This window comes from Streptomyces sp. NPDC049813 (assembly GCF_044465085.1).
In the GTDB taxonomy this organism is placed as follows: Bacteria; Actinomycetota; Actinomycetes; order Streptomycetales; family Streptomycetaceae; genus Streptomyces.
This window is the reverse complement of the sequence record NZ_JBITLI010000008.1, coordinates 254681-278211: the sequence shown is the minus strand read 5'-3', so window position 1 is coordinate 278211 and position 23531 is coordinate 254681. Positions and strand designations below refer to the sequence as shown.

The 23531-nt window shown below is 73.5% G+C and carries 22 protein-coding genes; 10 read left to right on the top strand and 12 right to left on the bottom strand.

Features of this window, described 5'->3' with window-relative positions; genetic code table 11:
* Positions 1 to 95: 95 nt before the first annotated feature.
* Both ACIBW6_RS19255 and ACIBW6_RS19250 read right to left on the bottom strand, forming a co-directional pair.
* Entirely contained in the window at positions 96 to 1517 is a 1422-nt protein-coding gene (locus tag ACIBW6_RS19255) for a HEAT repeat domain-containing protein (RefSeq protein ID WP_399061012.1), read from the bottom strand.
* Positions 1518 to 1796: 279 nt separating this feature from the next.
* Positions 1797 to 2189 (bottom strand): ankyrin repeat domain-containing protein, encoded by a 393-nt coding sequence (locus ACIBW6_RS19250; RefSeq protein WP_399061010.1) that lies wholly within the window; start codon positions 2187 to 2189, stop codon positions 1797 to 1799.
* 289 nt (positions 2190 to 2478) lie between these two features.
* Here ACIBW6_RS19250 and ACIBW6_RS19245 point away from each other — a divergent pair, with 289 nt between their 5' ends.
* Both ACIBW6_RS19245 and ACIBW6_RS19240 read left to right on the top strand, forming a co-directional pair.
* A complete protein-coding gene (locus tag ACIBW6_RS19245) occupies positions 2479 to 2673 on the top strand; it encodes a hypothetical protein (RefSeq protein WP_324767692.1) in 195 nt (64 codons plus the stop codon).
* A 36-nt stretch (positions 2674 to 2709) separates the two neighbouring features.
* Positions 2710 to 4860, top strand: coding sequence for a hypothetical protein (locus ACIBW6_RS19240; RefSeq protein ID WP_399061008.1), 2151 nt, complete (start codon positions 2710 to 2712; stop codon positions 4858 to 4860).
* A 26-nt stretch (positions 4861 to 4886) separates the two neighbouring features.
* On the opposite strand, the gene ACIBW6_RS19235 is transcribed toward ACIBW6_RS19240, so the two are convergent.
* A complete protein-coding gene (locus tag ACIBW6_RS19235; RefSeq protein ID WP_399061006.1) occupies positions 4887 to 6386 on the bottom strand; it encodes a PLP-dependent aminotransferase family protein in 1500 nt (499 codons plus the stop codon).
* Positions 6387 to 6484: 98 nt separating this feature from the next.
* On the opposite strand from ACIBW6_RS19235, the gene ACIBW6_RS19230 reads away from it, so the two are divergent.
* The 4 genes from ACIBW6_RS19230 to ACIBW6_RS19215 all read left to right on the top strand — a co-directional run bounded on the left by ACIBW6_RS19230 (position 6485) and on the right by ACIBW6_RS19215 (position 9961).
* On the top strand, positions 6485 to 7156 hold the full coding sequence (locus ACIBW6_RS19230; protein ID WP_399061004.1) for a YitT family protein: 672 nt from the start codon (positions 6485 to 6487) through the stop codon (positions 7154 to 7156).
* On the top strand, positions 7153 to 7920 hold the full coding sequence (locus ACIBW6_RS19225) for a glycerophosphodiester phosphodiesterase (RefSeq protein ID WP_399061002.1): 768 nt from the start codon (positions 7153 to 7155) through the stop codon (positions 7918 to 7920). The genes ACIBW6_RS19230 and ACIBW6_RS19225 overlap by 4 nt, the downstream gene beginning before the upstream one ends.
* Before the next feature lie 56 nt (positions 7921 to 7976).
* Positions 7977 to 9332 carry an MFS transporter gene (locus ACIBW6_RS19220; protein WP_399061000.1) on the top strand — a complete coding sequence of 452 codons (1356 nt, stop codon included), beginning with the start codon at positions 7977 to 7979 and terminating at the stop codon, positions 9330 to 9332.
* A 254-nt stretch (positions 9333 to 9586) separates the two neighbouring features.
* Complete coding sequence (locus tag ACIBW6_RS19215; protein WP_003977404.1) at positions 9587 to 9961, top strand: RNA polymerase-binding protein RbpA; 375 nt, start codon at positions 9587 to 9589, stop codon at positions 9959 to 9961.
* A 149-nt stretch (positions 9962 to 10110) separates the two neighbouring features.
* Here the strand turns inward: ACIBW6_RS19215 and fxsA are convergent, their stop codons facing one another.
* The 4 genes from fxsA to ACIBW6_RS19195 form a co-directional block, all read right to left on the bottom strand.
* Positions 10111 to 10701, bottom strand: a complete 591-nt coding sequence (gene fxsA / locus ACIBW6_RS19210) for an FxsA family membrane protein (RefSeq protein ID WP_399060998.1) — start codon at positions 10699 to 10701, stop codon at positions 10111 to 10113.
* 46 nt (positions 10702 to 10747) lie between these two features.
* Positions 10748 to 11545: a polyprenol monophosphomannose synthase gene (locus ACIBW6_RS19205; RefSeq protein ID WP_399060996.1), complete on the bottom strand. Its 798-nt coding sequence runs from the start codon at positions 11543 to 11545 to the stop codon at positions 10748 to 10750.
* Between the two features lie 417 nt (positions 11546 to 11962).
* On the bottom strand, positions 11963 to 13576 hold the full coding sequence (locus ACIBW6_RS19200) for an amidohydrolase (RefSeq protein ID WP_399060993.1): 1614 nt from the start codon (positions 13574 to 13576) through the stop codon (positions 11963 to 11965).
* An 86-nt stretch (positions 13577 to 13662) separates the two neighbouring features.
* Positions 13663 to 14103, bottom strand: coding sequence for an Lrp/AsnC family transcriptional regulator (locus tag ACIBW6_RS19195; protein ID WP_324767677.1), 441 nt, complete (start codon positions 14101 to 14103; stop codon positions 13663 to 13665).
* A 237-nt stretch (positions 14104 to 14340) separates the two neighbouring features.
* Here ACIBW6_RS19195 and ACIBW6_RS19190 point away from each other — a divergent pair, with 237 nt between their 5' ends.
* Entirely contained in the window at positions 14341 to 14793 is a 453-nt protein-coding gene (locus tag ACIBW6_RS19190; protein WP_399060991.1) for a hypothetical protein, read from the top strand.
* Between the two features lies 1 nt (position 14794).
* Here ACIBW6_RS19190 and ACIBW6_RS19185 read toward each other — a convergent pair whose 3' ends face one another.
* Together ACIBW6_RS19185 and ACIBW6_RS19180 are read right to left on the bottom strand one after the other, a co-directional pair.
* Positions 14795 to 15898 (bottom strand): phosphotransferase family protein, encoded by a 1104-nt coding sequence (locus ACIBW6_RS19185; protein WP_399060989.1) that lies wholly within the window; start codon positions 15896 to 15898, stop codon positions 14795 to 14797.
* A gap of 47 nt (positions 15899 to 15945) precedes the next feature.
* Positions 15946 to 17019, bottom strand: coding sequence for a hypothetical protein (locus ACIBW6_RS19180; RefSeq protein ID WP_399061083.1), 1074 nt, complete (start codon positions 17017 to 17019; stop codon positions 15946 to 15948).
* 281 nt (positions 17020 to 17300) lie between these two features.
* Between ACIBW6_RS19180 and ACIBW6_RS19175 the strand changes: the two genes are divergently transcribed.
* Entirely contained in the window at positions 17301 to 17684 is a 384-nt protein-coding gene (locus tag ACIBW6_RS19175; RefSeq protein WP_399060987.1) for a hypothetical protein, read from the top strand.
* Here the strand turns inward: ACIBW6_RS19175 and ACIBW6_RS19170 are convergent.
* Complete coding sequence (locus ACIBW6_RS19170) at positions 17647 to 18810, bottom strand: acyl-CoA dehydrogenase family protein (protein WP_399060984.1); 1164 nt, start codon at positions 18808 to 18810, stop codon at positions 17647 to 17649. The genes ACIBW6_RS19175 and ACIBW6_RS19170 overlap by 38 nt on opposite strands.
* Before the next feature lie 383 nt (positions 18811 to 19193).
* On the opposite strand from ACIBW6_RS19170, the gene ACIBW6_RS19165 reads away from it, so the two are divergent.
* Positions 19194 to 20435 (top strand): glycoside hydrolase family 18 protein, encoded by a 1242-nt coding sequence (locus ACIBW6_RS19165; RefSeq protein ID WP_399060982.1) that lies wholly within the window; start codon positions 19194 to 19196, stop codon positions 20433 to 20435.
* 88 nt (positions 20436 to 20523) lie between these two features.
* Here the strand turns inward: ACIBW6_RS19165 and ACIBW6_RS19160 are convergent, their stop codons facing one another.
* The gene (locus tag ACIBW6_RS19160) at positions 20524 to 20679 is read right to left on the bottom strand and encodes an SCO1431 family membrane protein (RefSeq protein ID WP_399060980.1); all 156 of its coding nucleotides are present in this window, start codon (positions 20677 to 20679) and stop codon (positions 20524 to 20526) included.
* Positions 20680 to 20897: 218 nt separating this feature from the next.
* Positions 20898 to 22283 carry a peptidase C39 family protein gene (locus ACIBW6_RS19155; protein ID WP_399060978.1) on the bottom strand — a complete coding sequence of 462 codons (1386 nt, stop codon included), beginning with the start codon at positions 22281 to 22283 and terminating at the stop codon, positions 20898 to 20900.
* A gap of 207 nt (positions 22284 to 22490) precedes the next feature.
* Between ACIBW6_RS19155 and ACIBW6_RS19150 the strand changes: the two genes are divergently transcribed.
* A complete protein-coding gene (locus ACIBW6_RS19150; protein ID WP_399060976.1) occupies positions 22491 to 23132 on the top strand; it encodes a uridine kinase in 642 nt (213 codons plus the stop codon).
* Positions 23133 to 23531: the final 399 nt, after the last annotated feature.

The following is a 23531-nucleotide window of genomic DNA, read 5'->3' as shown; positions in this document are numbered from 1 at the left end:
CGTGAGCGTTGTGCCGCCGGGCGAACAGCGGGCGACCTGGGCGAACGGCAGGCGGCGGGAGGCGGCCGGACGGCCGCCTCCCGTCCATCAGCCGGTCACCGGGCCGGCGCGTCCGGGCCGATCCGGGCGCGGACCGCGGTCTGTACCTCGGCCTCCTCCGCGGGGTCGGCGGCGAGGCGGCGCAGTTGGTCGACGACGCGGCTGTCGCCGGTCTCGGCGTGCCGTGCGGCGACCTCGCGGGTGGACTCCTCGCAGTCCCACAGGCACTCGACGGCGAAGCCCGCGGCGAAGGAGGGGTCGGTGGCGGCGAGGGCGCGGGCGGCGCGCCCGCGCAGATGGGAGGAGGCCGTCTCGCGGTAGACGTGGCGAAGCACGGGGGCGGCGCAGGCGATGCCGAGCCGTCCCGCTCCGTCGACGAGCGGCCACAGGGTGGGGGCGTCGGGGCCGTCACCGCGCACGGCCTCGCGCAGGGCCCAGAGCACGAGCTCGCTGTCCGCGGCGGCGCCCCGGCAGGCGAGGACGCGGCCCGCGGCGGCGCCGAGCGCGTCCGGGCGGCGGGCCCAGCGGCGGGCCCGGTCCACGGCGGCGAGACTGCGCATCCGCTCGAAGGAGTCGAGCGCCGCGTCCACCACCACGCGCGCGGGAGAGGCGACGGCGGCCTCGACGAGGTCGAGGACCTCGGGGTCGTGGGCGTCGGCGAGATAGCGCAGCGCGGTGCAGCGGGCGCCGTCCGAGCCGTCCCGGGCGGCCCGCACGATCCGCGCGCGGTCCTCGGGTCCGGCGACCGCGCTCAGGCAGCGCGCGGCGGGCACGTACCGCGCGGCGCCCCGCTCGAAGCCTTCCTGGGCCCAGTCGAAGACGGCCTGGACGCTCCACTCGGGGCGGGGGCCCGCGGGAGTCAGCTGCCGCTGCCAGCGGTCGAAGGAGCCTGCTTCCTGGGCGGCACGCACGCGTGCCCCGATGTGCGGGCGCGGATCCTCGGCCCACAGCCGCCAGGGCCGCGGCTCGAAGGCGTCGCGGACGGCGGCGGCCAGCTCGGCCTCGTCCTGCGCGGAGAAGCGGGCCAGGACCGGCTCGGCGAGGGCGCGCAGTCCCGCGTCGTCGTCGCGCAGGGCCAGCTCGTCCAGGGCCCAGGCCCAGTTCCCGCCGAAGGCCGCGTACCTGCGCAGCAGTTCGAGGGCGTCCCGCCGGCCGTACGAGGCGAGGTGCCCGAGGACGGAGAGCGCGAGCCCGGTCCGGGACTCGTCGGTGTCGACGAGGTCCACGGTGCCGTCGGGGTGGAAAAGGTGGCGCTCGATCTCTGCCAGGCCCCCGTGGAGGTCCAGGTAGAGACGGGCGTAGTAGAGCGAGCGGTTCTCCACCTGCCAGTCGTGGCGGGGGTCGCTCAGCACACATTGGTCGAGAGCCGCGAGCGCCTCGTCCCGCGGTGCCGTCAGCGCGTGCAGGGTGCCGTCACCGCGGCCCCGCTGCAGCAGGCCGAGCAGCGTACCGCTGGGCGCTATGACCGGTTCGAACATGGGAAACAGCCTCACATCAAGCGTCGACGCAACCGGGAACCTGCAACTACCTGGCCACGCGACAACACGTCGGAGCGCCCGCCGTCTTCTGCTTGCTGTAGACCATCTCTCTGCCTCTCGTCCAAGGCCCGGTGCGGGCCGTTCACGGACCGCGCGGCACGTGGGCACCACCTGCCCCACCGTCGCGTCCGTAAATCACGCCGTCATCATGACCCAGCGGTTCTGCCCGCCGCGACCACATTTCCGGCACCCCCGTACTGCCTGGTCAGAGCCGGTGCGTCAGGAAGCACCGAAGAGCTCGACGAGCTCCGTCCGGCCGAACATGCGGGCCGTGTCGACGGCCGACGGCGTGCCCGCCGCGGGGTCGGCGTGCCCGTCGAGGAGCGCCCGGATCACGCCTTCCTCGCCCTTGAAGACCGCGCCCGCGAGCGGGGTCTGACCCTTGTCGTTGGCGCGGTTGGCGTCGGCCCCGCGCGCGAGCAGCGCGCGGACCGCCTCCGCGTGGCCGTGGTAGGCGGCCAGCATGACGAGCGTGTCGCCGCGGTCATTGGTGAGGTTGGCCGGAACACCCGCGTCCACATAGCCCACGAGCGCCTCGGTCTCGCCCCTGCGGGCCAGGTCGAAGATCTTGGTGGCCAGCTCCACGACCTCCGGGTCGGGGGCTTCGCTCATCGGCCGGACCGCCTTTCACATACGTGCAGGTACGACCGTGCGGCCGTACGAGTGAATCGACAGAGTACTGCCCACCGGAGTACATGAGCGGACCCCGGCGTGGCAAAGATCACCACCAGTTGCGGACCGGCGCCCCGGCGAGGGGTCGCGGCGGCGCGGCTCACCAGCCGCCTGCCGAATGGGTGAAAACCACAAAATGCCACCCATTTGCACCTTTTGTCGTATGGATACATGCTGTGAGCCTGGAAGAACTCATGGTGACTGTCCCCGCATCAACCAGGAGAACCTCATGATCCTGTCCATCTCGGGCGTCGTGCTGCTCGGCATCATCGTCTTCTTGTTCTTCCGCAAGGACGGCCTCAAGGCCTCGCACGCACTGGTCTGCGCCCTTCTCGGCTTCTACCTGGCGGGTACGGCCATCGCCCCGAGCATCAAGGCGGGCGGCGCGAGCCTGGCCAGCCTGCTCGGCGGGATCAAGTTCTGACGGTCCACCCACCCGCACCCACCCCAGGAGACCGACGTGGCCAGGCGCCCCCTCCCCCGCATTCTGAGCAACGGCAGCGCCTCGATCGCCCGAAGCCGGGAAATGGCACGGACGGCCGCCGACAGCGCCACCGACGTCCTTCATCCGCTCATCACGATCACCCGAGGACTGCGCCGCCTGGTGGCCGCCGGGCGGCGCAGGTGGGTCGAGACGCCCAAGGACCGGCGCGGACCGCTGCTCTTCCTGGTCGGCGCGGTGGTCCTGGTCATGGTGTTCCTCCCGTACGGGCCGCTGCTGGCCTTCGTCACGCTGATGGCGGCGGCCGCGTGGAAGGGGCGCGACCCCAAGCAGGAGGAACCGAGCGGTCCCGACGAGTCGCAGGTCCAGCGGCTGTCCTCGCTCTACGAAGCGCTCGTCCCGTACTTCTCCGTCCCGGAGGATCCCAGCCCCCTGTACGCCCACGGCGGGGAGTGGGAGAAGGCCTTCGAGGCCTACGACTTCGACGGCGACGGCCGCTTCGGGCGGCTCTCCATCCGCTATCCCGCCTACTTCACCGACGGTGAGGCCGAGTCCCGGGCCCGCATCGAGCAGTTGCTCGACGCCAAGCTGGGGCGCGGCCGCGAGTACCACTTCGGGTGGGACGAGGAGGCCAACCACCTGACGGTGACGGTCCTCGATCCGCTGCCCACCGACATCGCGGCCCAGCGGTTCGTCACGTCCCCCGGCGAGACCGTCCTCGGCTTCACCGACGAGACCGGTGTGCAGCGCACCCTGCCCGTCATGGACGGCGAGGAGCAGCGCGACGTGCCGCCCGTCGTCTGGCGCACCGGTATCCGCTCCACCGAGCCCCATCTGCTGATCGTCGGCCAGCCCGGCAGCGGCACCAGCTCCCTGCTGCGCTCGATCGCGCTCCAGGCCCTCCAGCACGGCGACGTCCTCGTCATCGAGGGCAGCGGCACCGGTGACTACGCGTGCCTCGTCGGGCGGGCCGGTGTCCTCAGCGTCGAGTCCGGCCTCGGCGGCGCCCTCGCCAGCCTGGAGTGGGCCGCGCACGAGACGGAGCGGCGGCTGATCGCCGCGAACCGGGCCCGGCAGGCCGGGCACCCCGCCCCGGACGACATCAAGCGGCCGCTGTGGCTCCTGCTCGACCGGCCCACCGCCCTCGGCCACCTCGCGGCGGCGGACGGCCGCACCGACCCGCAGACCCTGCTCCAGGTCCCGCTGCGGCACGGGCGCGCGGCGGGCGTGACGGTCGCCGTCGCGGAGCAGTTCGACGCGCTTGCCGCGCTCGACGAGTCGGTCGGCCAGCACACCCGCGCGCGCGTGGTGCTCGGTCCGGCCACGCCCGCGGAGCTGCGGGACGTCCTGGGCGCCCTGCCCCGCACGACCCCCACCACCGACGTCCCGCCGGGCCGCGGCTACGCCCGCCTCGGCACCGGGGACGTCCACCGCCTCCAGGTGCCGGCCACCCCGGACCCGTACGACGACGCGACGAGCGAGGCGCACCGGCAGGCGGTCATCGCCCTGCTCCCGGACCGGACGACACCGGCCCCCACAACACCGCCCGCTACGGCACCGGCCCCCACGACGCCGGCCGCCACGGCACCGGCCGCCACGACGCCGCCCGCTACGACACCGGCTCGGTCGCGCGCGGCGACCCCGGCCGCGCAGGAGCCGAGCGGTGACACACAGAGCGCCCCCGCCGCGCACGCATCGACCGGGGACGCACAGCGCACTCCCGCCGCGCCTGAGCCGGCCGGGGACGCCCCGAACGCTCCGGCCGAAGCAGGGCCGGCCGCCGCGTCGGACGGCGCCCCTGAGGCGATCCCGCCGGGGTCACCGACCCGGGGGACGACCCCGCCCGAGGACGTCACGCCGGAGGTCGCCACGCCGCAGGCCGCCACGCCCGAGACCGCCACGCCGCAGGCCGCCACGCCGGACGCCGCCACGGCCGAGGCCGCCACGCCACAGGCCGCCACACCGACCACCACCGCGGCCCCGGCCCCGGCCCCGGCCAAAAACCCCACCCCGCAAACGGCCCCGCCGGACCCGCACATCCCCCAGGCGCCCCCGGCCGAACCCGCCGCGCCCCCGCAGGAGCCCCTCGTACCGGAAACCGTCCCCGCGGACGCCGTCCACACCCCGGAGACCGTTCCGACCGGCGTCGAGGCGCTCGCCGAGCGGTAGCCGTGGTGACGGCCGGGTCAGGGGCGTCAGGCGATCAGGGTGCGAGGGACGTCGCCGCCGGTGACGCGGCCCTCGCTGACCAGCCGGACCGCCGCCGCAAGGCGCGTGGCCGCCTCGTGGGCGACGGCGCCGCCCACCGTGAACGGCAACCGCACATAGCCCTCGAAGGCACCGTCGACTCCGAACCGCGGCCCGGACGGCACCCGAACCCCCACCCGCTCGCCGACCTCCGCGAGCCGTGAGCCCGACAGACCGCCCGCCTTCACCCACAAGGTGAGCCCGCCGTCGGGCACGTCGAACTCCCAGGAGGGCAGCTCCCGCCGGACCGCCGCGACGAGCGCGTCCCGGTTCTCCCGGGCCTGGTCGCGGCGGAGCTGCACCGCCTCCTCCCAGCCCCCGGTGCTCAGCAGCCAGTTGACCGCCAGCTGTTCCAGCACCGGCGTGCCCAGATCCGCGTAGGCGCGCGCGGCGACCAGGCTGCGGATCACGTCCGGGGCGGCCCGCACCCAGCCGATCCGCATGCCCGCCCAGAACGCCTTGCTCGCCGAGCCGACGGTGATCACGGTCGAGCCGCCGGGGTCGAAGGCGCAGACCCGGCGCGGCATCGCGTGGTCCGGGTCGAAGTGCAGCTCGGTCATGGTCTCGTCGACGACGAGGACCGTGCCGGCCGACCGGGCGGCGTCGACCAGGGCGCGGCGCTGCCCCTCGTCGGCGAGGGCCCCGGTCGGGTTGTGGAAGTCGGCGACGACATAGGCGAGCCGGGGCGCGGCCTCGCGCAGGACCTGCCGCCACCGGTCGAGGTCCCAGCCGGTCAGGGCGTCGGCCATGGCGACGGGGACGAGCCGCAGCCCGGCCTCGCGCATGAGCTGGAGGATGTTGGCGTAGCTGGGCGACTCGACGGCGACCCGTTCGCCGCGGCCCGCGAAGAGGTGGCAGATCGCGTCGATGGCGCCCATCGCGCCGGTGGTGACCATGATCTGTTCGGGCATGGTCGCGATCCCGTGGGCGGTGTAGCGCTCGGCGATCATCGCGCGCAGCGCGGGCAGGCCCGCCGGATAGTCGCCGTGCGTGTGGGCGTAGGGAGCGAGTTCCTCCAGGGCGCCCTGGACGGCGCGGGTCAGCCAGGGTTCGGGGGCGGGCAGGGCCGCCGTGCCGAGGTCGATCATCGAGCCGAGGGCCTCGGGCGGCAGCGGTTCGAGGCCGCGGGCCGGAAGCGGGTTGCCCGCGGGCACGGCGGTCCAGCTGCCCGCACCCCTGCGGGACTCCAGGAACCCCTCGCCGCGCAGGGCCTCGTAGGCGGCGGCGACCGTGGTGCGGCTCACCGAGAGGGCCTGCGCCAGTTCGCGTTCGGCGGGCAGCCGGGCGGCGACCGGGACGCGGCCCTCCAGGACGAGCAGCCGGATACCGTCGGCGAGGGCGCGGTAGGCGGGCGGACGGCGGCCCGCCGACCCCACGGGACGTGACTGCTGGGAGGTGAGCAGCCGGGCGAGCTGCGTCGAACCCATCGCCGAAGTCCACTGAGCCATGCGAACCAGTCCACCTTTCCGGAATTGGCCATGGTTGGCGTCGATACCGGAGCCACACAGTGTCATGTGTCAGGCCACCATCACCACTGGGGGAATCCTTGTCCGCGTCGACGCCCACCCCGTCCGGCGGCCGCCTCGTGCGGCGGCTCCTCCAGCTGTACGGAGGACTCGCCCTGTTCGGGGTCAGTTCGGGGCTCCTCGTGGCGGCCGGGCTCGGCCTGGAGCCGTGGGGCGTCCTGCATCAGGGCCTCGCCGAGCTGACGGGCATCTCCATCGGCGTCGTGTCGATCATCGTGGGCGCGATCGTGCTGCTGCTGTGGATCCCGCTGCGGCAGCGCCCGGGGCTCGGGACGGTCTCGAACGTCTTCGTCGTCGGCCTCGCCATGGATGCCACGCTCGCCCTCGTGCCGCCCGTGCACACCTACGGAGTGCGCGTTCCGCTGCTGGCCGCCGGGATCGTGCTCAACGGAGTCGCGACCGGTCTCTACATAGCGGCCCGGTTCGGCCCCGGACCGCGCGACGGCCTCATGACCGGCCTGCACCGGCGCACCGGCCGCTCGATCCGTCTCATGCGCACGGTCGTCGAGGTCGTGGTGGTCGTCACCGGCTTCCTGCTGGGCGGCACCATCGGGGTGGGCACGGTGGTGTACGCCCTGGCCATCGGCCCGCTGGCCCAGTTCTTCCTGCGGGTCTTCGCCGTCCCCGCGCCGGCCGCGGCTCCTGCCGCGGTGGCGGGCCCCGCGCCGGGGCGGGCCATACTGCGACCGTGACCGACCCCGTACGCCATCCCTACCTCGACCACGCCGGGCCGCTCGCCCTCGCCCACCGCGGCGGGGCTGCCGACGGCCTGGAGAACACCGTCGCCGCCTTCCGCCGCGCCGTCGGCCTCGGCTACCGCTACATCGAGACCGACGTGCACTGCACCGCCGACGGGCGCCTCGTCGCCTTCCACGACGCGACGCTCGACCGGGTCACGGACGGCAGCGGAGCGATCGCCGACCTTCCCTGGGACGAGGTACACCACGCGCGCGTGGCGGGCAGCGAACCGGTGCCGCTCTTCGAAGAACTGCTGGAGACCTTCCCCGACGTGCGCTGGAACGTCGACGTGAAGGCGGAGCCCGCGCTGCTCCCCCTGCTGGACCTGTTGGGCCGCACGCGCGCGTGGGACCGCGTCTGCGTCGGCTCGTTCTCGGAGCCGCGCGTCGCCCGCGCCCAGGCGCTCGCGGGCCCGCGCCTCGCCACGTCGTACGGCACCGCCGGGGTGGTCGGCCTGCGCCTGCGCTCGTACGGGGTGCCGGCCGCGCTGCGCCGCTCCGCCGTCTGCGTCCAGGTGCCGGTGGCGCAGTACGGGATCCGGGTCGTCGACCGCCGCTTCGTGCGGGCGGCCCACGCGCGCGGGACGCAGGTCCACGTCTGGACGGTCAACGACGAGGCCGAGATGCGGCGGCTGCTCGACCTCGGCGTCGATGGCATAGTTTCCGATCACATCGAGACGCTGCGCGAGGTCCTCGTGGACCGGGGCGCCTGGGCCTGAGAGCGGCCGCGCAGTGCCGGGGCACGGGGAACACAAGGAAACACAAGGGGACACGGGTGGGGACCGACACCGTGGGCGGGGTGGCGCCGGAGGCGACCGCCCGCGCCGAGCGCCGGCGCGAGCAGCGCGGCTGGTACTTCTACGACTGGGCCTGTTCGGTCTACTCGACGAGCGTCCTGACGGTGTTCCTCGGCCCGTACCTGACCTCGGTCGCGAAGGCGGCGGCCGACGAGGACGGCTTCGTGCACCCGCTCGGCGTTCCCGTCCGCGCGGGCTCCTTCTTCGCCTACACGGTCTCCCTCTCAGTGATCGTGGCGATCGTCGTGATGCCGCTCGCGGGCGCCGCGGCCGACCGCACCGGCCGCAAGAAGCCGCTGCTCGCGACGGCCGCCTACATAGGCGCGGCGGCGACGGCGGGCATGTTCTTCCTGGACGGCGAGCGTTATCTGCTCGGGGGCGCTCTCCTGGTGGTCGCCAATGCAGCGCTGGCCGTCTCGATGGTGCTCTACAACTCCTACTTGCCGCAGATCGCGCCCCCGGAGGAGCGCGACGCCGTCTCCTCACGGGGATGGGCCTTCGGCTACGCGGCGGGCGCCCTCGTCCTCATGGCGAACCTGTGGCTGTACACGTCCCACGACACCTTCGGTGTCTCGGAGTCGACGGCGGTGCGGCTGTGTCTGGCCTCGGCGGGGGTGTGGTGGGGCGCGTTCACCCTGGTGCCCCTACGCCGTCTGCGCGACCGGCGGCCGACGCGCGCGCCCGGCGCGACGGCGCCGGGGCTTCGCCAGTTCGTGGCCACCATGAAGGGCATGCGCCGCTACCCGCTGACGCTCTCCTTCCTGCTCGCCTATCTCGTCTACAACGACGGGGTCCAGACGGTGATCTCGCAGGCCTCGGTGTACGGCTCCGAGGAACTGGGCCTGGGGCAGTCGACCCTCATCGTGGCGGTGCTGCTCGTGCAGGTCCTCGCGGTGGCCGGGGCGCTGGCGATGGGCCGGCTGGCCCGCGCCTTCGGCTCCCGGCGCACGATCCTCGGCTCTCTCGTGGCGTGGACCGTGACGATCGGGGCGGGGTACTTCCTGCCGAAGGGGTCGGCACCGTGGTTCTTCACCCTGGCGGTGGGTATCGGCCTCGTTCTCGGGGGTACTCAGGCCCTGTCAAGGTCACTGTTCTCGCATCTGGTACCGGCCGGGAAGGAGGCGGAGTACTTCTCCGCGTACGAGATGAGCGACCGGGGCATGAGCTGGCTGGGGCCCCTGGTGTTCGGGCTCGCCTACCAGCTGACCGGGAGCTACCGGGACGCGATCGTGTCCCTGGTGGTCTTCTTCGTACTCGGTTTCGTCCTGCTCGCCCGGGTTCCGGTGCGGCAGGCGGTGCGCGACGCGGGGAATCCCGTACCGGCCCGGATTTAGCACCTGAGGGCAAAGGCCGGTAGTGTACGCGGTTGGCCTGCCGGGCGTACCGTTACTGCACGTCAAGAATGCGAGACGCTAGGTGACATCTGGTGTCAGATGTGACAAACCGGGCGTCGGTGGGTACAACAAGGGGCGGCTACGACGGCGACGCATGTCCCGGAACGGGAATCTTTACCGCCGACCGGACGTTGACCGGATGACGACGACAGCGACACCTGTCCTGTGGGCGACAAGCCCGGGAGGCACGATTCATGAGTGAGCGAGCTCTTCGCGGTACACGCCTCGTGGTGACGAGCTACGAGACGGACCGCGGTATCGACCTGGCTCCGCGCCAGGCCGTGGAGTACGCATGCGAGAAGGGACATCGCTTCGAGATGCCCTTCTCGGTGGAGGCCGAGATTCCGCCGGAGTGGGAGTGCAAGGTCTGCGGGGCCCAGGCACTCCTCGTGGACGGTGACGGCCCTGAGGAGAAGAAGGCCAAGCCGGCCCGTACGCATTGGGACATGCTGATGGAGCGGCGCACCCGCGAGGAGCTCGAAGAGGTCCTCGAGGAGCGCCTGGCGGTCCTGCGTTCGGGCGCGATGAACATCGCGGTCCACCCGAGGGACAGCCGCAAGTCGGCCTGACCGACGGACTCGGCATTACGTGAGACGGCCGGGGCCGGACACACCACCGTGTGTCCGGCCCCGGCCGTTCTTGCTGTGCACCGCGGGTGCCGATGGCCCCTGCACCTCTTGCTGTGCCGAGTGCCGATGACCTGTGCACCGCGGCGGGCCTACGACGGCATGATCGGCGGGCGCGGGTCCGTGCCGTCATGGCGGCCGGCCGGGCGCTCGTCCTCCCTGACGACCTCGCCCTGGATGACGGTGCTGCCGCCCGGGCGGTCCCGCCGGGCCTGCTGGAACGCGGTACCGAACGCGCCCTGGGTCGCCGCGCTCATCCGGCGCTGGACGGCCCGCTCGGTGGACCGGCTCAGCGCCGCGCGGACCGGCGGGACGAGCAGCAGCAGGCCGAAGGCGTCCGAGACGAACCCGGGGATCATCAGGAGCAGGCCGGCCAGCATCAGCAGCCCGTTGCCCTGGGGGCGCTGCTCGCCCTGCTCCACGGCGCCCGGCTGACCGCGCTGGAGCGTCTCGCTGAGGTTCTGGAAGGCGCGGCGCCCGGCCGCCTTGATCACGACGGCACCGAGCACGAAGGCCGCCACCAGGAGCAGGCACAGGGTGAAGCCGCCGACGGCGCCCGCCACCACCGTGAGCAACCAGATCTCCAGCACCACCCACGCCGCGAGGGCGAGCGGGAGGAACGTGCGGACCCGGGAGCGCCGGGCCCCGGCGGGCTGATTGCGGGGCGGTGTGCCAGTGGTCATGTCCCCAGTGTGCCTGGGGACACGTCCACGTGGCGTAAGCAGGGGATCAGGAGGGCCTCACGGGCGGCCGGGCGGGGTCTTCGCGGGGCCGGCCGAGGATCTTGCCCACGCGCTCCCCCACGCCCCACGTGGTGACCCGCCACAGGGCCTCCACGACGATGTCCTTGCTCATCTTGGAATCGCCCAGCTCGCGCTCGACGAAGGTGATGGGGACCTCGACCACGCGGTAGCCGGCCTTCACGGCCCGGCGCGCCAGGTCGACCTGGAAGCAGTACCCCTGCGAGGCGACCTCGTCCAGGCCGAGGCCTTCGAGGGTCTCGCGGCGGAACGCGCGGAAGCCGCCGGTGACGTCGCGGATCGGGACGTCCAGCAGGAGGCGTGAGTACGTGGAGCCGCCGCGGGAGAGGAGCTGGCGGGATCGGGGCCAGTTCACCACGCGCCCGCCCGGCACCCAGCGCGAGCCGAGGACGAGGTCCGCGCCCTGGAGCGCGGTGAGCAGCCGGGGCAGCTCCTCGGGCTGGTGGGAGCCGTCGGCGTCCATCTCGACGAGGACCCCGTACCCCCGCTCCAGGCCCCAGGCGAAGCCGGCGAGGTAGGCGGCCCCGAGGCCTTCCTTGCCGGTCCGGTGCAGCACATGGACCTGGTCGTCGGCCGCGGCCAGCTCGTCGGCGAGCTTGCCGGTGCCGTCGGGGCTGTTGTCGTCGGCGACCAGCACGTGGGCCGCGGGCACCGCGGCCCGGACGCGGCCGACGATGGACGTGATGTTCTCCGCCTCGTCATAGGTCGGAATGATCACCAAGGCCGTACCCAGAGGGCCGAACCCGCGCCCGCCGCCGTCTCTCACAGCTTCCCCTTAGAACTTCAGTACACAGGGGGACAGCTTAGCGAGCGGCGCACGTCGCACCGACACTGCGGATCGGGGCCGGACGTCCTTCGGGCCGACCTGGGGCCCGCTGGCTGCGGGTCGACCGAAAGCCGTTGTCTACTGAACGTCCGGGCCCCACCCGGGTCGCACCTCGCCGACCGGCCGGAACGTTCCGGCACCCCGTGGCGCGGGCGCCGGTCTGCGTTCTACGACTGCCTGGTTCGGCCGGTCGTACGACAGGTGGTGGACCCGGCCGAACCTACCCGCCGACGGCGGCGGTCTGTCAACAGCCGTTTGACCTGCACCTCTTTGAGAAGACGCCTGGTCAGGGCCGAGGATTCGCAGGTCGTACGGGAGGGAACGGGGCCGGGATCGGTTGCGCGCCGCCCCGGTACATCACTCGTCCGGCCGTACGAAGACCGGCTGTCCGAAGACCACCGTCCGCAGGCAGACGGGGAGTTGGGCGCCGGGCGAGAGATCCGGCAGGCCGGGGGTGCCGGAGCGCGGGTCCGTCGACCAGCGGGCCACACGGTCGTCGGGGGCCTGCACGACCAGCTCGTCGGTGCGCCAGACGGCGTAGTCCGCGGGGGCGCCGGGCACGAGGACGCCGGCGTCGTCGCGGCCGACGGCACGCCAGCCCCCGCGCGTGTGGGCGGTGAAGGCGGCGCGCACGGAGACCCGGTGTCCGGGCGTGCGGTGGAACGCGGCGGCGCGGACGGTGCCCCAGGGGTCCAGCGGGGTGACCGGGCTGTCGGAGCCGAAGGCGAGGGGGACGCCGGCCCGCAGCAGGGCCGCGTACGGGTTGAGCGTGCGCGCCCGCTCGGCGCCGAGGCGGTCGGCGTACATGCCTTCCTCGCCGCCCCACAGCGCGTCGAAGGCGGGCTGCACGGACGCGGTGAGGGCGAACTCGGCGAAGGCCGCGACCGTTTCGGGCGTCAGCATCTCCGCGTGTTCGACGCGGTGCCGGGCGGCGCGCACGCGCGCGAGGCCGACCTTGTCGGCGGCGGCGCGCAGGCCCTCGACGACCGCGCTCACGGCGGCGTCGCCGATGGCGTGGAAACCGGCCTGGAGGCCCGCTTCGGTGCAGGCGGCGACATGGGCGGCGACGTCCTCGGCCGACAGGTAGGCGGTCCCGGTGTGGGGCGCGTCCTCGTACGGCGCGTGCAGGCAGGCCGTGTGCGAGCCGAGGGCGCCGTCCACGAACAGGTCCCCGGCCGCGCCGAGGGCGCCGAGGGCGCGGACCCGCTCGATGTCCCGGTCGGCCCAGTACCCGGCGACGCGCGGGCCCGGCTCGGAGCGGGCCAGGTCGAGCAGGCCGGTGAAGTCGTCCTCGGAGGAGATGTCGGGGCCGCCGCACTCGTGGAGCGAGCCGATGCCGAGGGACGCGGCGTGGCGCAGGGCCGCGCGCTGGGCCTCGGTGCGCTGCTGCGGGCCCACCGCGCCGAGGGCGGCGGCGCGGACGGCATGGTGGGCGTCGCGCGTCAGGGGCCCGTCCGGGGCGAAGCCGGGCCGGTCGCCGACCCCGGGGACCAGAGCGAGCAGGGCGGTGCTCACGACGGCGGAGTGCACGTCGATGCGGGAGAGGTAGAGGGGCCGGCCGCCGGTGGCCTCGTCGAGCTCGGCGCGCGAGGGCGGGCGGTCGTCGGGCCAGCGGGCCGCGTCCCAGCCGTGGCCGAGCAGGACCCGGTCGGTGGGGCGGGCCGCGGCGAACTGCCGTACGAGAGTGAGGGCGTCGGCGCGGGAGCGCGCGGCGGTGAGGTCGAGGCCGGTGAGGGCGAGACCGGTCGACGTGGTGTGCACGTGCGCATCGGTGAACGCCGGGGTGACCAGGGCGCCGTCGAGGTCGACGACCTCGTCGACGCCGTCCGCGAAGGCGTCGGCCGCGCCTTCCGAACCGACCCACGCGACGTGTCCTGCTTCCACCACCATCGCGGTGGCGAAGGGGTCGGCGGGGCTGTGGACCTCGCCGCGCCTCAGGAGGACGGTGCGGGTGCTGGAGGGCGTGCTCATGGAGGACAGTCTCCCGCGCCGGGTGCTCCGCGGGGCCGCCGGGGTCCCTTTTGTCTCCCCGTCCCGCCGGGCGGCGGGAGCCGGGCTCAGATGCGCGGCGGCCGCGCCTCGTAGGGGGTCGACAGGACGACGGTCGTACGGGTCGACACACCGGCCAGGGAGCGCACCCGGGCCAGCAGGTTCTCCAGTTCGTGCGGGGTCTCCACCCGCACCTTCAGGATGTAGTTCTCCTCGCCCGCCACGCTGTGGCAGGCCTCGATCTCGGGGACGCCAGCGAGCCGCTCGGCGATGTCGTCGGGGGCGCTCGGGTCGAACGGCTTCACCGAGATGAACGCGGTCAGCGGCAGCCCCACCGCCTCGGGGTCGACGACGGCGGCGTACCCGCGGATCACGCCGCGCTGTTCGAGGCGGCGCACCCGCTGGTGCACGGCCGACGTGGACAGGCCGGTGGCCTTGCCCAGGTCGGTGTAGCTCATCCGCCCGTCCTTGACGAGCAGCTGCACGATCTGTCGGTCGAGCTCCTCCATGCGGCAGAACCTACAGGGCCGGTGATCGCCCCGGATACCTGAGCGACGCGGTGACGGCGGCCGGGAGGGGCCTCACGCATACCGCCCGCACGGCATCCGCAATCGCCATGTGACGAAGACCACACGCTTGTGGCCGTGTCCCCACCGGTGAAGCGGTTACCTCGCGGGCCGGGCGGGAAGTGCTTGCTTTGGTCGGGGCCGCGGTTCCTGGTCGGCCCACCCGAGGGGGAGATTCCCATGCAGAGTGCGAAGCGTTCCGGACGCACGGCCACGCGCCGGTCCAAGCAGGCGGCCGTCGCGTCCCAGCCGGAGGGCGTCGAACCCGACGTCCTCGACGCGGACGACGCCGAGGCGTACGACGCCTACGACACCTTCGAGATGTACCGGGTGCTGTGCCCGGACTGCGCCCAGCCCATCGCGCTGCTGGCGGACGAGGACGTCCTGCCGGAGCACGCGCTGTGCGCCTCGCCGTGGAACCCGTTCGGCCTCACGGTCTGCGCGGGCACCGGCCGCGCCGCCGCCGAGGCCCGGCCCGCGGACGAGGTGACGGGTACTCAGGAGCAGGACACGTCGCTGCTGTTGACGCTCCCGCAGGGGCTCGACTGGCGCACCCAGCCGTTCTCGCACGTGGGCGGGCCCGGCTCGCGTCCGCTCCAGGTCCCCCTCCAGGTGAGCCGCCGGGCCGCCTGAGCTACCCCACGCCCGTCCAGTACCTGCCCTGCACCATGGCGCGCAGACTGCCGTGGTGCAGGATCAGTGTGTCCGGGTCCGCGGGTACGGCGGCCTCCCCGAAGTGCACCTGGCGGTAGGCGATCCGGAGCATGACGACGGCGTGCCGCAGCGCCGCGTACAGGGTGTAGAACTCCATGTCGCACGGTGTCCGGCCGGTGAGGTCGGCGTAGCGCGCCTCGACCCGGTCGCGGCGCAGGAAGCCGGGCAGGCCGCGCTGGCCGAAGCCCTCCGTCAGGTCCTGGAAGAAGCGGTGCAGGTAGATGGTCCAGCCGAGGTCCACCTCGCGCGGGGCGAGCGCCGCCATCTCCCAGTCGAGGACCGCGGCCGGGGTGAAGCCGTCGTAGACGATGTTGCCGATGCGGGCGTCGCCCCAGTTCAGGACGGGGTCCGTCTCCTCCTTCGGCCACAGCGTCTCCAGTCGCGCGAAGGCGCTCTCGATGAGCGGTGACGGTGGCCGGCCGTCGACCACCCAGGCGTAGTACGCGCGTTGGGCCTCGACGTGCCGGCGCAGCGGGCTGCCCTCGCCCGGCAGCGCGAGGAACCCGGCCTCGGCCGCGGGCACCCCGTCGTGCAACCGGGCCAGCAGCCGGAGGGTCTCCTCCTCCAGGCGCGCCCGTTCGTCGTCCGTGGCGTCGTGCAGCCAGTTGCCCGCGTACGTGTAGGGCATGACGTCGGGCGGGACGCGGCCCGCCACCCGTTCCATGACGAAGAAGGGCGCGCCGAGCGGCCCCGGGTCCTCCTCCAGCCACAGCACGCGCGGCACCGGCAGCCCGGTCCGCTCGGCGGCCAGGCGCATCGTGCGGTACTGGCGCGGCATGTCGTAGACCGGGAAGACCGTGTACGCGGCCGGGTCCGCCGCGAGCCGCAGCGCGCAGGAGCGGAGCGGGGGCCGGGGGTGGTCGAGGTCGAAGAGGAGGGTCTCGCTGGACATGCCGTTGGAGTCGGGCACGGTGACGTGCACGGCCCGCGCGCCGGGCAGCTTCCGGTCCAGCCAGGCGGTGAGCCTGCGGGTGATCTCCTCGGGGTCGCGGGTGGAGGTGCGGGGGCGCGGGCTTGAGGCCATGGCCGGACTCCCTTTCCGTGCCGGGTGCGCGCGGGCCTGCCGGGCGGTCACGGGCGGCCGGGCGCGACCGAGTCGAAACCGGTGAAGCCGCTCGGGTCGTGGCGGCCGAAGCTGCCGTGCTCGAAGATGCCGTGCCCCACCTGTCCGTCGAGGGTGAAGCGGGCGGCGTGGTCGATGACTCCGTAGGCGGCCAGGGGGTGCGCCGCAGGGTCGGAGAGGTCGTAGCTGCGGCGGTCGCTCCAGCCGCGGCCGCGCCAGGTGCCGTGCTGCCAGTCGTCGGCCGGCGGGTATCCCGCGCCGACCGCCAGTGGGGAGGAGGTGAGGATCTCCACGTCCAGGTCGAGCGGGGCGCCGTCGGCCGGGTCCGTGAGGTGGACGACCGCGCTCGCGGGGTGGCGGGTGCCCGGCCGGTAGCCGATGTCGGCGCGGGGCCAGCCCAGTTGGCGGTCGCGGTGGCCCGGGCGGACCAGGGTCGCGTCGTTCAGGGTGCGGAAGCCGTCCGCGTCCTCCTGGACGACGACCATCAGGAAGCGGTCCTCGAAGCGGACCGGAGCCCAGATCCAGTGGAAACCCTCGGCGGGGTGGTCCTGCGCGAACCGGCCGCCCTCCTCGCCGGGTACGGGCCGCACACCCCAGCTGCGGTCCCGGGTCCCGGTCCAGCCGCGCACCTCGACCTCCCGGCCGCCGACGCGCAGCCACCCCTCGGCCCGCCCGGCCTGCACGAACCGCTTGCCCTCCAGCGTGAGCCGGGCGCCGCGCCGCTGGGTGTGGTGCGGTTCCCACAGCGCGGGGAAGTCGGCGTGCCAGGCGATCTCGTACGCCAGTCCGTCCGGGTCGTCCGGGTCGGCCGCGCAGGTCAGGACGAAGTCCCGCAACGGGCGCTCGATGCGGACCCGGAGCGGGCCGACCTCCATCCGGGTGCGGCTCTCCTCGCTCAGCGCGTCGGAGGCGCGGGCGGCGTGCAGGGTGGATCCGGTGCGCAGCGTGGCGTAGGCGTCGATCACCCCGAGATTGGGGTAGACACCGAGGCCCAGGATGAGGAGGAACTCGCCCTCGGTGTCGAAGAGATGGAAGATGCACCGGTCGTAGGCGTTCCGGTCGCCGGTGACGACGTGCTTCATCGACAGGGGCGCCTGGTGCACCGGATACTCGTCTAACGCGACGGGTCGGTCGTCCTCGGCCACGGCATCCCTCCCGGAACGTGGGGCAGTCGACGTCGACCGGGACGGCGGGCGCGGCCCGGCAGGAGAACTGACGGTACGTCAGACCGGCCGCGGTGGCCAGATGCGCGACCCCGCGGAGCCCGCCTCGCCCCTCTCCCGCGCGCACGCGGTGAGGCCGCGAACTCACGGCCGATTACGCCGATCGGTGACCTGCCCCGGCCCCGGTCCGTTGCTCGGGCATGACCTCGACGCAGACTCCGGCCTCCGCACCCACCGGCCGTCGCAGGCGCGGCCTCGTCCCTGTCCCCGCAGAATCGGTTCGGCAGCCGCAGCAGAGCTTCCCGTCGTATCAGGGGTTCCCGCCGCCCCAGGGCTTCCAGCAGGCACCCCAGGCGTACCAGCCCCACGCACCGCACCCGGCACACGCGGCGCACCAGTCGCCGCCCGCCCCGCAGGCGCCCGTGCCGGACCCGCCCCTCTACCGGGCCCTGCTCGCCGCCTGGGCCGAGGGCGGCCGGACCCTGCCGGGGCGCCACGACCCCGAGTGGGTGCGGCTCGTGGCGCCCATCGTGCGCACCGGGCAGTTCAGCGGGACTCCGGACCCGCGAGGTGACGGGCGATGACCATGCGCTGGATCTGATTGGTGCCCTCGACGATCTGGAGCACCTTCGCCTCGCGCATGTAACGCTCGACGGGGAAGTCGGCGGTGTAGCCGTAGCCGCCGAAGACCTGCACCGCGTCCGTGGTGACCTTCATCGCCGCGTCCGTGCACAGCAGCTTCGCCATGGCGGCCTGCTTGGAGAAGGGCCGGCCGGCGTCCCGCAGCCGGGCCGCCGACAGGTACAGCGCCCGGCCCGCCTCGATCTGCGTCGCCATGTCCGCGAGCAGGAACCGCATGCCCTGGAAGTCGGCGACCGGCCGCCCGAACTGGCTGCGCTCCTTCGCGTACGCCACCGCCTCGTCCAGCGCCGCCTGCGCCACGCCGATCGCGCAGGCGGCGATGCCGAGCCGGCCCGAGTCGAGGGCGGAGAGGGCGATCTGGAAGCCCTGCCCCTCGTCGCCGACGCGGCGCGCGTCGCTCACCCGGACGCCGTCGAAGTGGACCTGCGCGGTGGGCGATCCGTTCATCCCCATCTTCTTCTCCGGCACCGCCGCGCTCAGCCCCTCGGCGTCCCCGGGGACCAGGAACGCCGTGATGCCGTGCGCTCCTTCGCCGCCGCTGCGGGCCAGCACCGTGTAGAAGTCGGCGACGCCGCCGTGCGTGATCCAGGCCTTGGTCCCGGTGAGCACCCAGCTGTCGCCGTCGCGCACCGCCTTCGTGCGCAAGGACGCGGCGTCCGAACCGGAGGACGGTTCGGAGAGGCAGTAGGCGCCGAGCAGGCCGCCGCCGAGCATGGCGGGCAGGTGCTCCGCACGCTGCTGCTTGGTGCCGAAGTTGGCCAGGGCGTGGCAGGACAGCGAGTGCACGCTCACCCCGAGACCGACCGTCAGCCGCGCGGCCGCGAGCTCTTCGAGGACCTGGAGGTAGACCTCGTAGGGCTGGTTGCCGCCGCCGAACTCGGCTTCGTAGGGCAGTCCGAGCAGTCCCGACGAGGAGAGCAGGGTGAAGGCCGGGCGCGGGAAGCGGCTCGCCGCCTCCCCCTCGGAGGCGCTCGGGGCGATCTCCCGCCGCGCGATGTCGCGGACCAGCGCGAGCAGGTCCCTGGCCTCGTCCGTCGGCAGCTGACGCTCGACTCCTGGCTCCGGCATGGCGACGCTCTCCTCCTGGTCGGGCACGGCGGCCACGCGCGCGGGGTGGGGCGGCGTCGCCGGGTGGTCACTACCGGGCCGATGCTGCCCTTCCGGGTCTCGGAAGGGCCTGACCAGCGGCTGCGGCGTGTCGAGTATTCCCGAGAAAGGGCTCCGCGTCACCAGTTAACGACCGCTTACTCCAGCTTTTTCGGACGACGGGCGCCGCGTCGGCGCGCGCACGGGAATTGGTTCGGACCATTGACCCACTGGTCTAGTCCTCCTACTGTTCCGTTCAACGACTTACCGCGTTCATGTCATTCCGGCAGGCGCGCGGCGTCGTGCTCACGCAGGTCCACGGCACCACCTCCCCCCATGTCCTCCCTCCCCCACGAGGAGACACGATGCTCAGACCGCACCTCCCCCACACGCGCCTCACCTCCCTCGCCGCCGCCGCGTGCTGCGCCGTGCTCGGCGCGGGACTGCTCGCCTCCGCCGGCACCGCGAGCGCCCAGACGGACACCGGCAGCCGGCAGGCCGCCGCCGGCTCGAAGGTCGTCGGATACTTCACCGAGTGGGGTGTCTACGACCGGAACTACCACGTCAAGAACGTCGAGACGTCCGGCTCCGCCGACAAGCTCACGCACATCAACTACTCGTTCGGCAACGTCCAGGGCGGCAAGTGCGCCATGGGCGACTCCTACGCCGCGACCGACAAGGCGTACACCGCCGACCAGTCCGTGGACGGCGTCGCCGACACCTGGGACCAGCCGCTGCGCGGCAACTTCAACCAGCTGCTCAAGCTGAAGAAGAAGCACCCGGACCTCAAGATCCTGTGGTCCTTCGGCGGCTGGACCTGGTCCGGCGGGTTCACGGAGGCGGCGAAGAACCCGGCCGCGTTCGCCCAGTCCTGCTACGACCTGGTCGAGAACTCCAAGTGGGCCGACGTCTTCGACGGCATCGACATCGACTGGGAGTACCCCAACGCCTGCGGGCTGACCTGCGACACCAACGGGCGCGACGCGTACAAGAACCTGATGGCGGCGCTGCGCGCGAAGTTCGGCGGCAGCTACCTGATCACCTCCGCCATCCCGGCCGACGCCTCCGAGGGCGGCAAGCTGGACGCCACCGACTACGCGGGCGCCGCCCAGTACGTCGACTGGTACAACCCGATGACGTACGACTACTTCGGCGCGTGGGACGCCCAGGGGCCGACCGCCCCGCACTCACCGCTGACGGCGTACGACGGCATCCCGAAGGACGGCTACAACACCGACGCCACCATCGCCAAGCTGAAGGCCGCGGGCGTACCCGCGTCGAAGCTGCTGCTCGGCATCGGCTTCTACGGACGCGGCTGGACCGGCGTCACGCAGGACGCGCCGGGCGGCACGGCGACCGGCCCCGCCGCGGGCAAGTACGAGCCGGGCATCGACGACTACAAGGAGCTGAAGACCAAGTGCCCCGCCACGGGCACGGTCGGCGGCACCGCCTACGCGCACTGCGGCACCGACTGGTGGAGCTACGACACCCCGGCCACCATCGCCGGGAAGATGGCGTACAAGAACCAGCAGGGCCTGGGCGGCACCTTCCTCTGGGAGCTGTCCGGTGACACGGCGAGCGGCGAGCTGATCAAGGCCGTCGGTTGAGCCGACCGCCTGCTCCTGTACGCCCGAGGGGCGGGGCCCGGTCGTCCGGGTCCCGCCCCTCGGGCGTGCGTGACAGGGGTGGCTCGGCTCACATCAGGCCGGTCTGGGTGACGAGCATCGCCAGCACCACCACGAGGGCCCAGCCCATCAGGTGTTCGAGGATCTTCGGGCCGTCCTCCTGCGGGCCGCCGGTGCGGGCACGCGGGGCGGCGGAAGCCTGACTGGCCACGGAACTTGCGGTCATGGGTGTCTCACTCACTGGGGTCATGGGGTGGTCGTGACGTCCCCGGCGCCACGGGCCGCCGTGACGGTCCTGGGTCCCCTCCTGGCGCCCCTACCACCTTGCCACCGGAATGCCGCTCCGCGGCCGAGACGTTGGTCACGCACCCCGTCCGGCGAGCGGCGCGCCCCGGACCGCGCCCGCGGCCCCTCCGGGCGGGAGGGGCCGCGCGGCGGTGCCGGTCAGCGCACGCCCACCGCCGCCAGCGCCTTGCGCTGCTGCGGGGTCGGGTGGGCCGGGAAGTACAGGTAGCAGACGCCGCCGGTGCCGGAGACGACGCTGCCCGAGGCGTTGCGGCGCTTCGTGCGCAGCCAGATCGTCTCCCACTCGGCCCGCTTGTAGACGCGGCGCACCGCCGCGTCGCTCGGCGACGCCGGGTCGTTGGCGATCACGTCGCCCTCGGCGGTGAAGCCGATCACCGTCATGAGGTGGCCGGAGGTGCCGTAGCCCGCGCCGGTCAGCTCCTCCTTGAGGAACGACTGGGACGTTATGGCCGGGATGCCGGCCGCGATCAGGGTCTCCAGGTCACCCAGCGAGGACAGCCGCGTGACGACCCCCTGCAGGTCCTTGTAGGTCGCCGCGTACGCCGCGTTGAAGGGCCAGTTGCCGCAGCCCTCGTACTGGTAGTCGTAGGTGAACCGGGCCGCGTGGCAGACCTGGGGGTCGGCGTAGGACGGGTCGACCCAGGACAGCTGCTGGGCCGTGGGCCTGCGGCCCCAGTACTCGATGATCATCTGCGAGGAGGTGGGACTGCACCAGGCCTCGCCGCCGTTGTCGTACTCGGGGTACTGGCCGGAGTGGATGTTCTGCGAGTAGCGCGGTACCGGCAGCTCCTTGGCGAGGCCGGGGGTGGAGGCCGGGACGGTGAAGCGGTCCGGCACGTCCGAGCCCATCGCGCCGAGCCGCCACACGGTCGGCGCGGCCTTGGCGCCGGGGGCGCGCAGCAGCCGCAGGCGCAGGCCGTAGGCGACCAGCCGCAGGCCCGAGGCCGCGTCGTCGATCGAGAACGTGTCGGTCCAGATGCTGGACTTCCCGTCGCTCTGGTCGTCCACGGAGGTCCGGCGGATGTCGACGTGCTCGTCGTCCCCGGCCGTCCAGCGGCCCATCACGTACCAGGGCGTACGGGTCCCGTCGGTGTACGTGCCGCGCAGCTCCACCTGGATCCAGGTGCCGGGCGGGGTGTGCGCGTTCCACGAGGCGATGACCTCGGTGGCGGGTACGCGCAGGCGGTGTTCGGGCGAGAGCCACTCGGCGTACTCCCACTGCGCGGTCCTGTTCAGGTGCGGGTCGGTGTACGTGGTGCGGCCGGCGGCCTTGGCCAGGGTCACGCCGGGGCGGGCGCCCGCGACGACGCGGGTCCCCTTGCCGGTGCCGGAGCGCCAGTCGGCCTGCGTCGTCCAGGTGCGGTTGTCCACGGGGCGGGCCGGGGCCTTCGCGCGCGGGGCGGCCGGGCCTGCCGCGGCGTGCGCGGCGCCCGCGGCGGCCGTGGTGGCGGCGAGCGCGGCGCCCGCGGCGGCGGCGAGCAGGGTTCTGCGGGCCGGACCGGAGTCCGGAGCGGATCGGGTCATCGGGTGGATCCCCCAGTCGACGGAGCGGTGGACGGTGCGGACGGCCGAACCCGGCCGGGCGGTGCGGTGGGCCAACTATGGCCGCAGGGACAGGATTTCCACCAGCTTTCCGGGGCCCGACGCGCCACCAATATTGGTCTCCACCACTGGAATGACCTGCGGCGGCGTGCCCGAAACCCCGGCGCGGCCCGGCGTACCCTTGCCGCCGTGACCTTTCAGCACGTCCCCCTCGACCGGTACGCCGACCGGGTGCGCCGGCTGCCCGCCTCCTGCGGGCCCGTGCGCCTCGTCGGCGTCGACGGGCACGCGGGGTCCGGGAAGTCGACGTTCGCCGCGCGGCTCGCCGAGGCGCTCGGCGGGGCGCCCGTGCTCCGGCTCGACGACCTCGCCAGCCACGACGCCCTCTTCGGCTGGACCGGCCGGCTGCGCGCGCAGGTGCTGGAACCGCTCGCCCGGGGCGAGGTGGCGCACTACGCGGTCTACGACTGGCACGCGCGCCGCTTCGGTGCCCCGCGCCCGCTGCCGCCCACGGACGTGGTGCTCGTCGAGGGGGTGGGCGCGGGCCGCCGCGCGCTGCGCCCCCGGCTGGCGGGGCTGCTGTGGATGGAGCTGGCGCAGGAGACGGCGTGGGCGCGCGGCCGGGCCCGGGACGGCGCGGCCCAGCGGGAGTTCTGGGACGGCTGGATCCCGGCGGAGCGCGAGCACTTCACGCGGGACCCGTCCCGGCCCTTCGCCGACACATTGGTACGGGAGTGCCCCCTGGGGTACGAGATGCGTGAGGGGCCCGGCGGAACTCCGCGCGCCCCCTCGAATGTCACTCAAAGTGAGGAACCGCCAGCGGTGCGCTGACCGCGTCCGAACGGCCTTCCGCCACTTTCCCCGAGTGCCTCAACTCTGCTTGACCGGGGGGCCGTACAGGTCTTACGTTCTCAATGTGCGGTCTTTCGGGGCCGCCCGCAGACGCGAAGCCCCCGGTTGTTCCCCCGTGATCGGGGGCTTCGTTCTGCCCACGGCACCCCTTCACGGCCGCTCAGGGACGCTCGTCGTTCACCCTGGGTCACCGAATCGGGCCGGACTCCCCCGCGCGCGGTCCCCGGCCGTGTGCCCCCCGCGCGGCGATCCGGCCCCGTCGCGCCCTACGGCCGACCAGGTCCCCGCGGGTACGATGCCTTCGGTGCGGCCAAGGACGGCTCGCTGTCCGCATCGCGACAACTCCCGTCCATGACAGAGCGGTTCATCGGGGGCACG

Coding starts and splice junctions, on each gene's coding strand:
- ACIBW6_RS19160 (WP_399060980.1), bottom strand. CDS start 20,679: ATGACCGCAAGTTCCGTGGCCAGTCAGGCTTCCGCCGCCCCGCGTGCC.
- ACIBW6_RS19175 (WP_399060987.1), top strand. CDS start 17,301: ATGACCTCGACGCAGACTCCGGCCTCCGCACCCACCGGCCGTCGCAGG.
- ACIBW6_RS19165 (WP_399060982.1), top strand. CDS start 19,194: ATGCTCAGACCGCACCTCCCCCACACGCGCCTCACCTCCCTCGCCGCC.
- ACIBW6_RS19190 (WP_399060991.1), top strand. CDS start 14,341: ATGCAGAGTGCGAAGCGTTCCGGACGCACGGCCACGCGCCGGTCCAAG.
- ACIBW6_RS19235 (WP_399061006.1), bottom strand. CDS start 6,386: ATGGCTCAGTGGACTTCGGCGATGGGTTCGACGCAGCTCGCCCGGCTG.
- fxsA (WP_399060998.1), bottom strand. CDS start 10,701: ATGACCACTGGCACACCGCCCCGCAATCAGCCCGCCGGGGCCCGGCGC.
- ACIBW6_RS19195 (WP_324767677.1), bottom strand. CDS start 14,103: ATGGAGGAGCTCGACCGACAGATCGTGCAGCTGCTCGTCAAGGACGGG.
- ACIBW6_RS19200 (WP_399060993.1), bottom strand. CDS start 13,576: ATGAGCACGCCCTCCAGCACCCGCACCGTCCTCCTGAGGCGCGGCGAG.
- ACIBW6_RS19245 (WP_324767692.1), top strand. CDS start 2,479: ATGATCCTGTCCATCTCGGGCGTCGTGCTGCTCGGCATCATCGTCTTC.
- ACIBW6_RS19255 (WP_399061012.1), bottom strand. CDS start 1,517: ATGTTCGAACCGGTCATAGCGCCCAGCGGTACGCTGCTCGGCCTGCTG.
- ACIBW6_RS19180 (WP_399061083.1), bottom strand. CDS start 17,019: ATGAAGCACGTCGTCACCGGCGACCGGAACGCCTACGACCGGTGCATC.
- ACIBW6_RS19215 (WP_003977404.1), top strand. CDS start 9,587: ATGAGTGAGCGAGCTCTTCGCGGTACACGCCTCGTGGTGACGAGCTAC.
- ACIBW6_RS19155 (WP_399060978.1), bottom strand. CDS start 22,283: ATGACCCGATCCGCTCCGGACTCCGGTCCGGCCCGCAGAACCCTGCTC.
- ACIBW6_RS19170 (WP_399060984.1), bottom strand. CDS start 18,810: ATGCCGGAGCCAGGAGTCGAGCGTCAGCTGCCGACGGACGAGGCCAGG.
- ACIBW6_RS19250 (WP_399061010.1), bottom strand. CDS start 2,189: ATGAGCGAAGCCCCCGACCCGGAGGTCGTGGAGCTGGCCACCAAGATC.
- ACIBW6_RS19185 (WP_399060989.1), bottom strand. CDS start 15,898: ATGGCCTCAAGCCCGCGCCCCCGCACCTCCACCCGCGACCCCGAGGAG.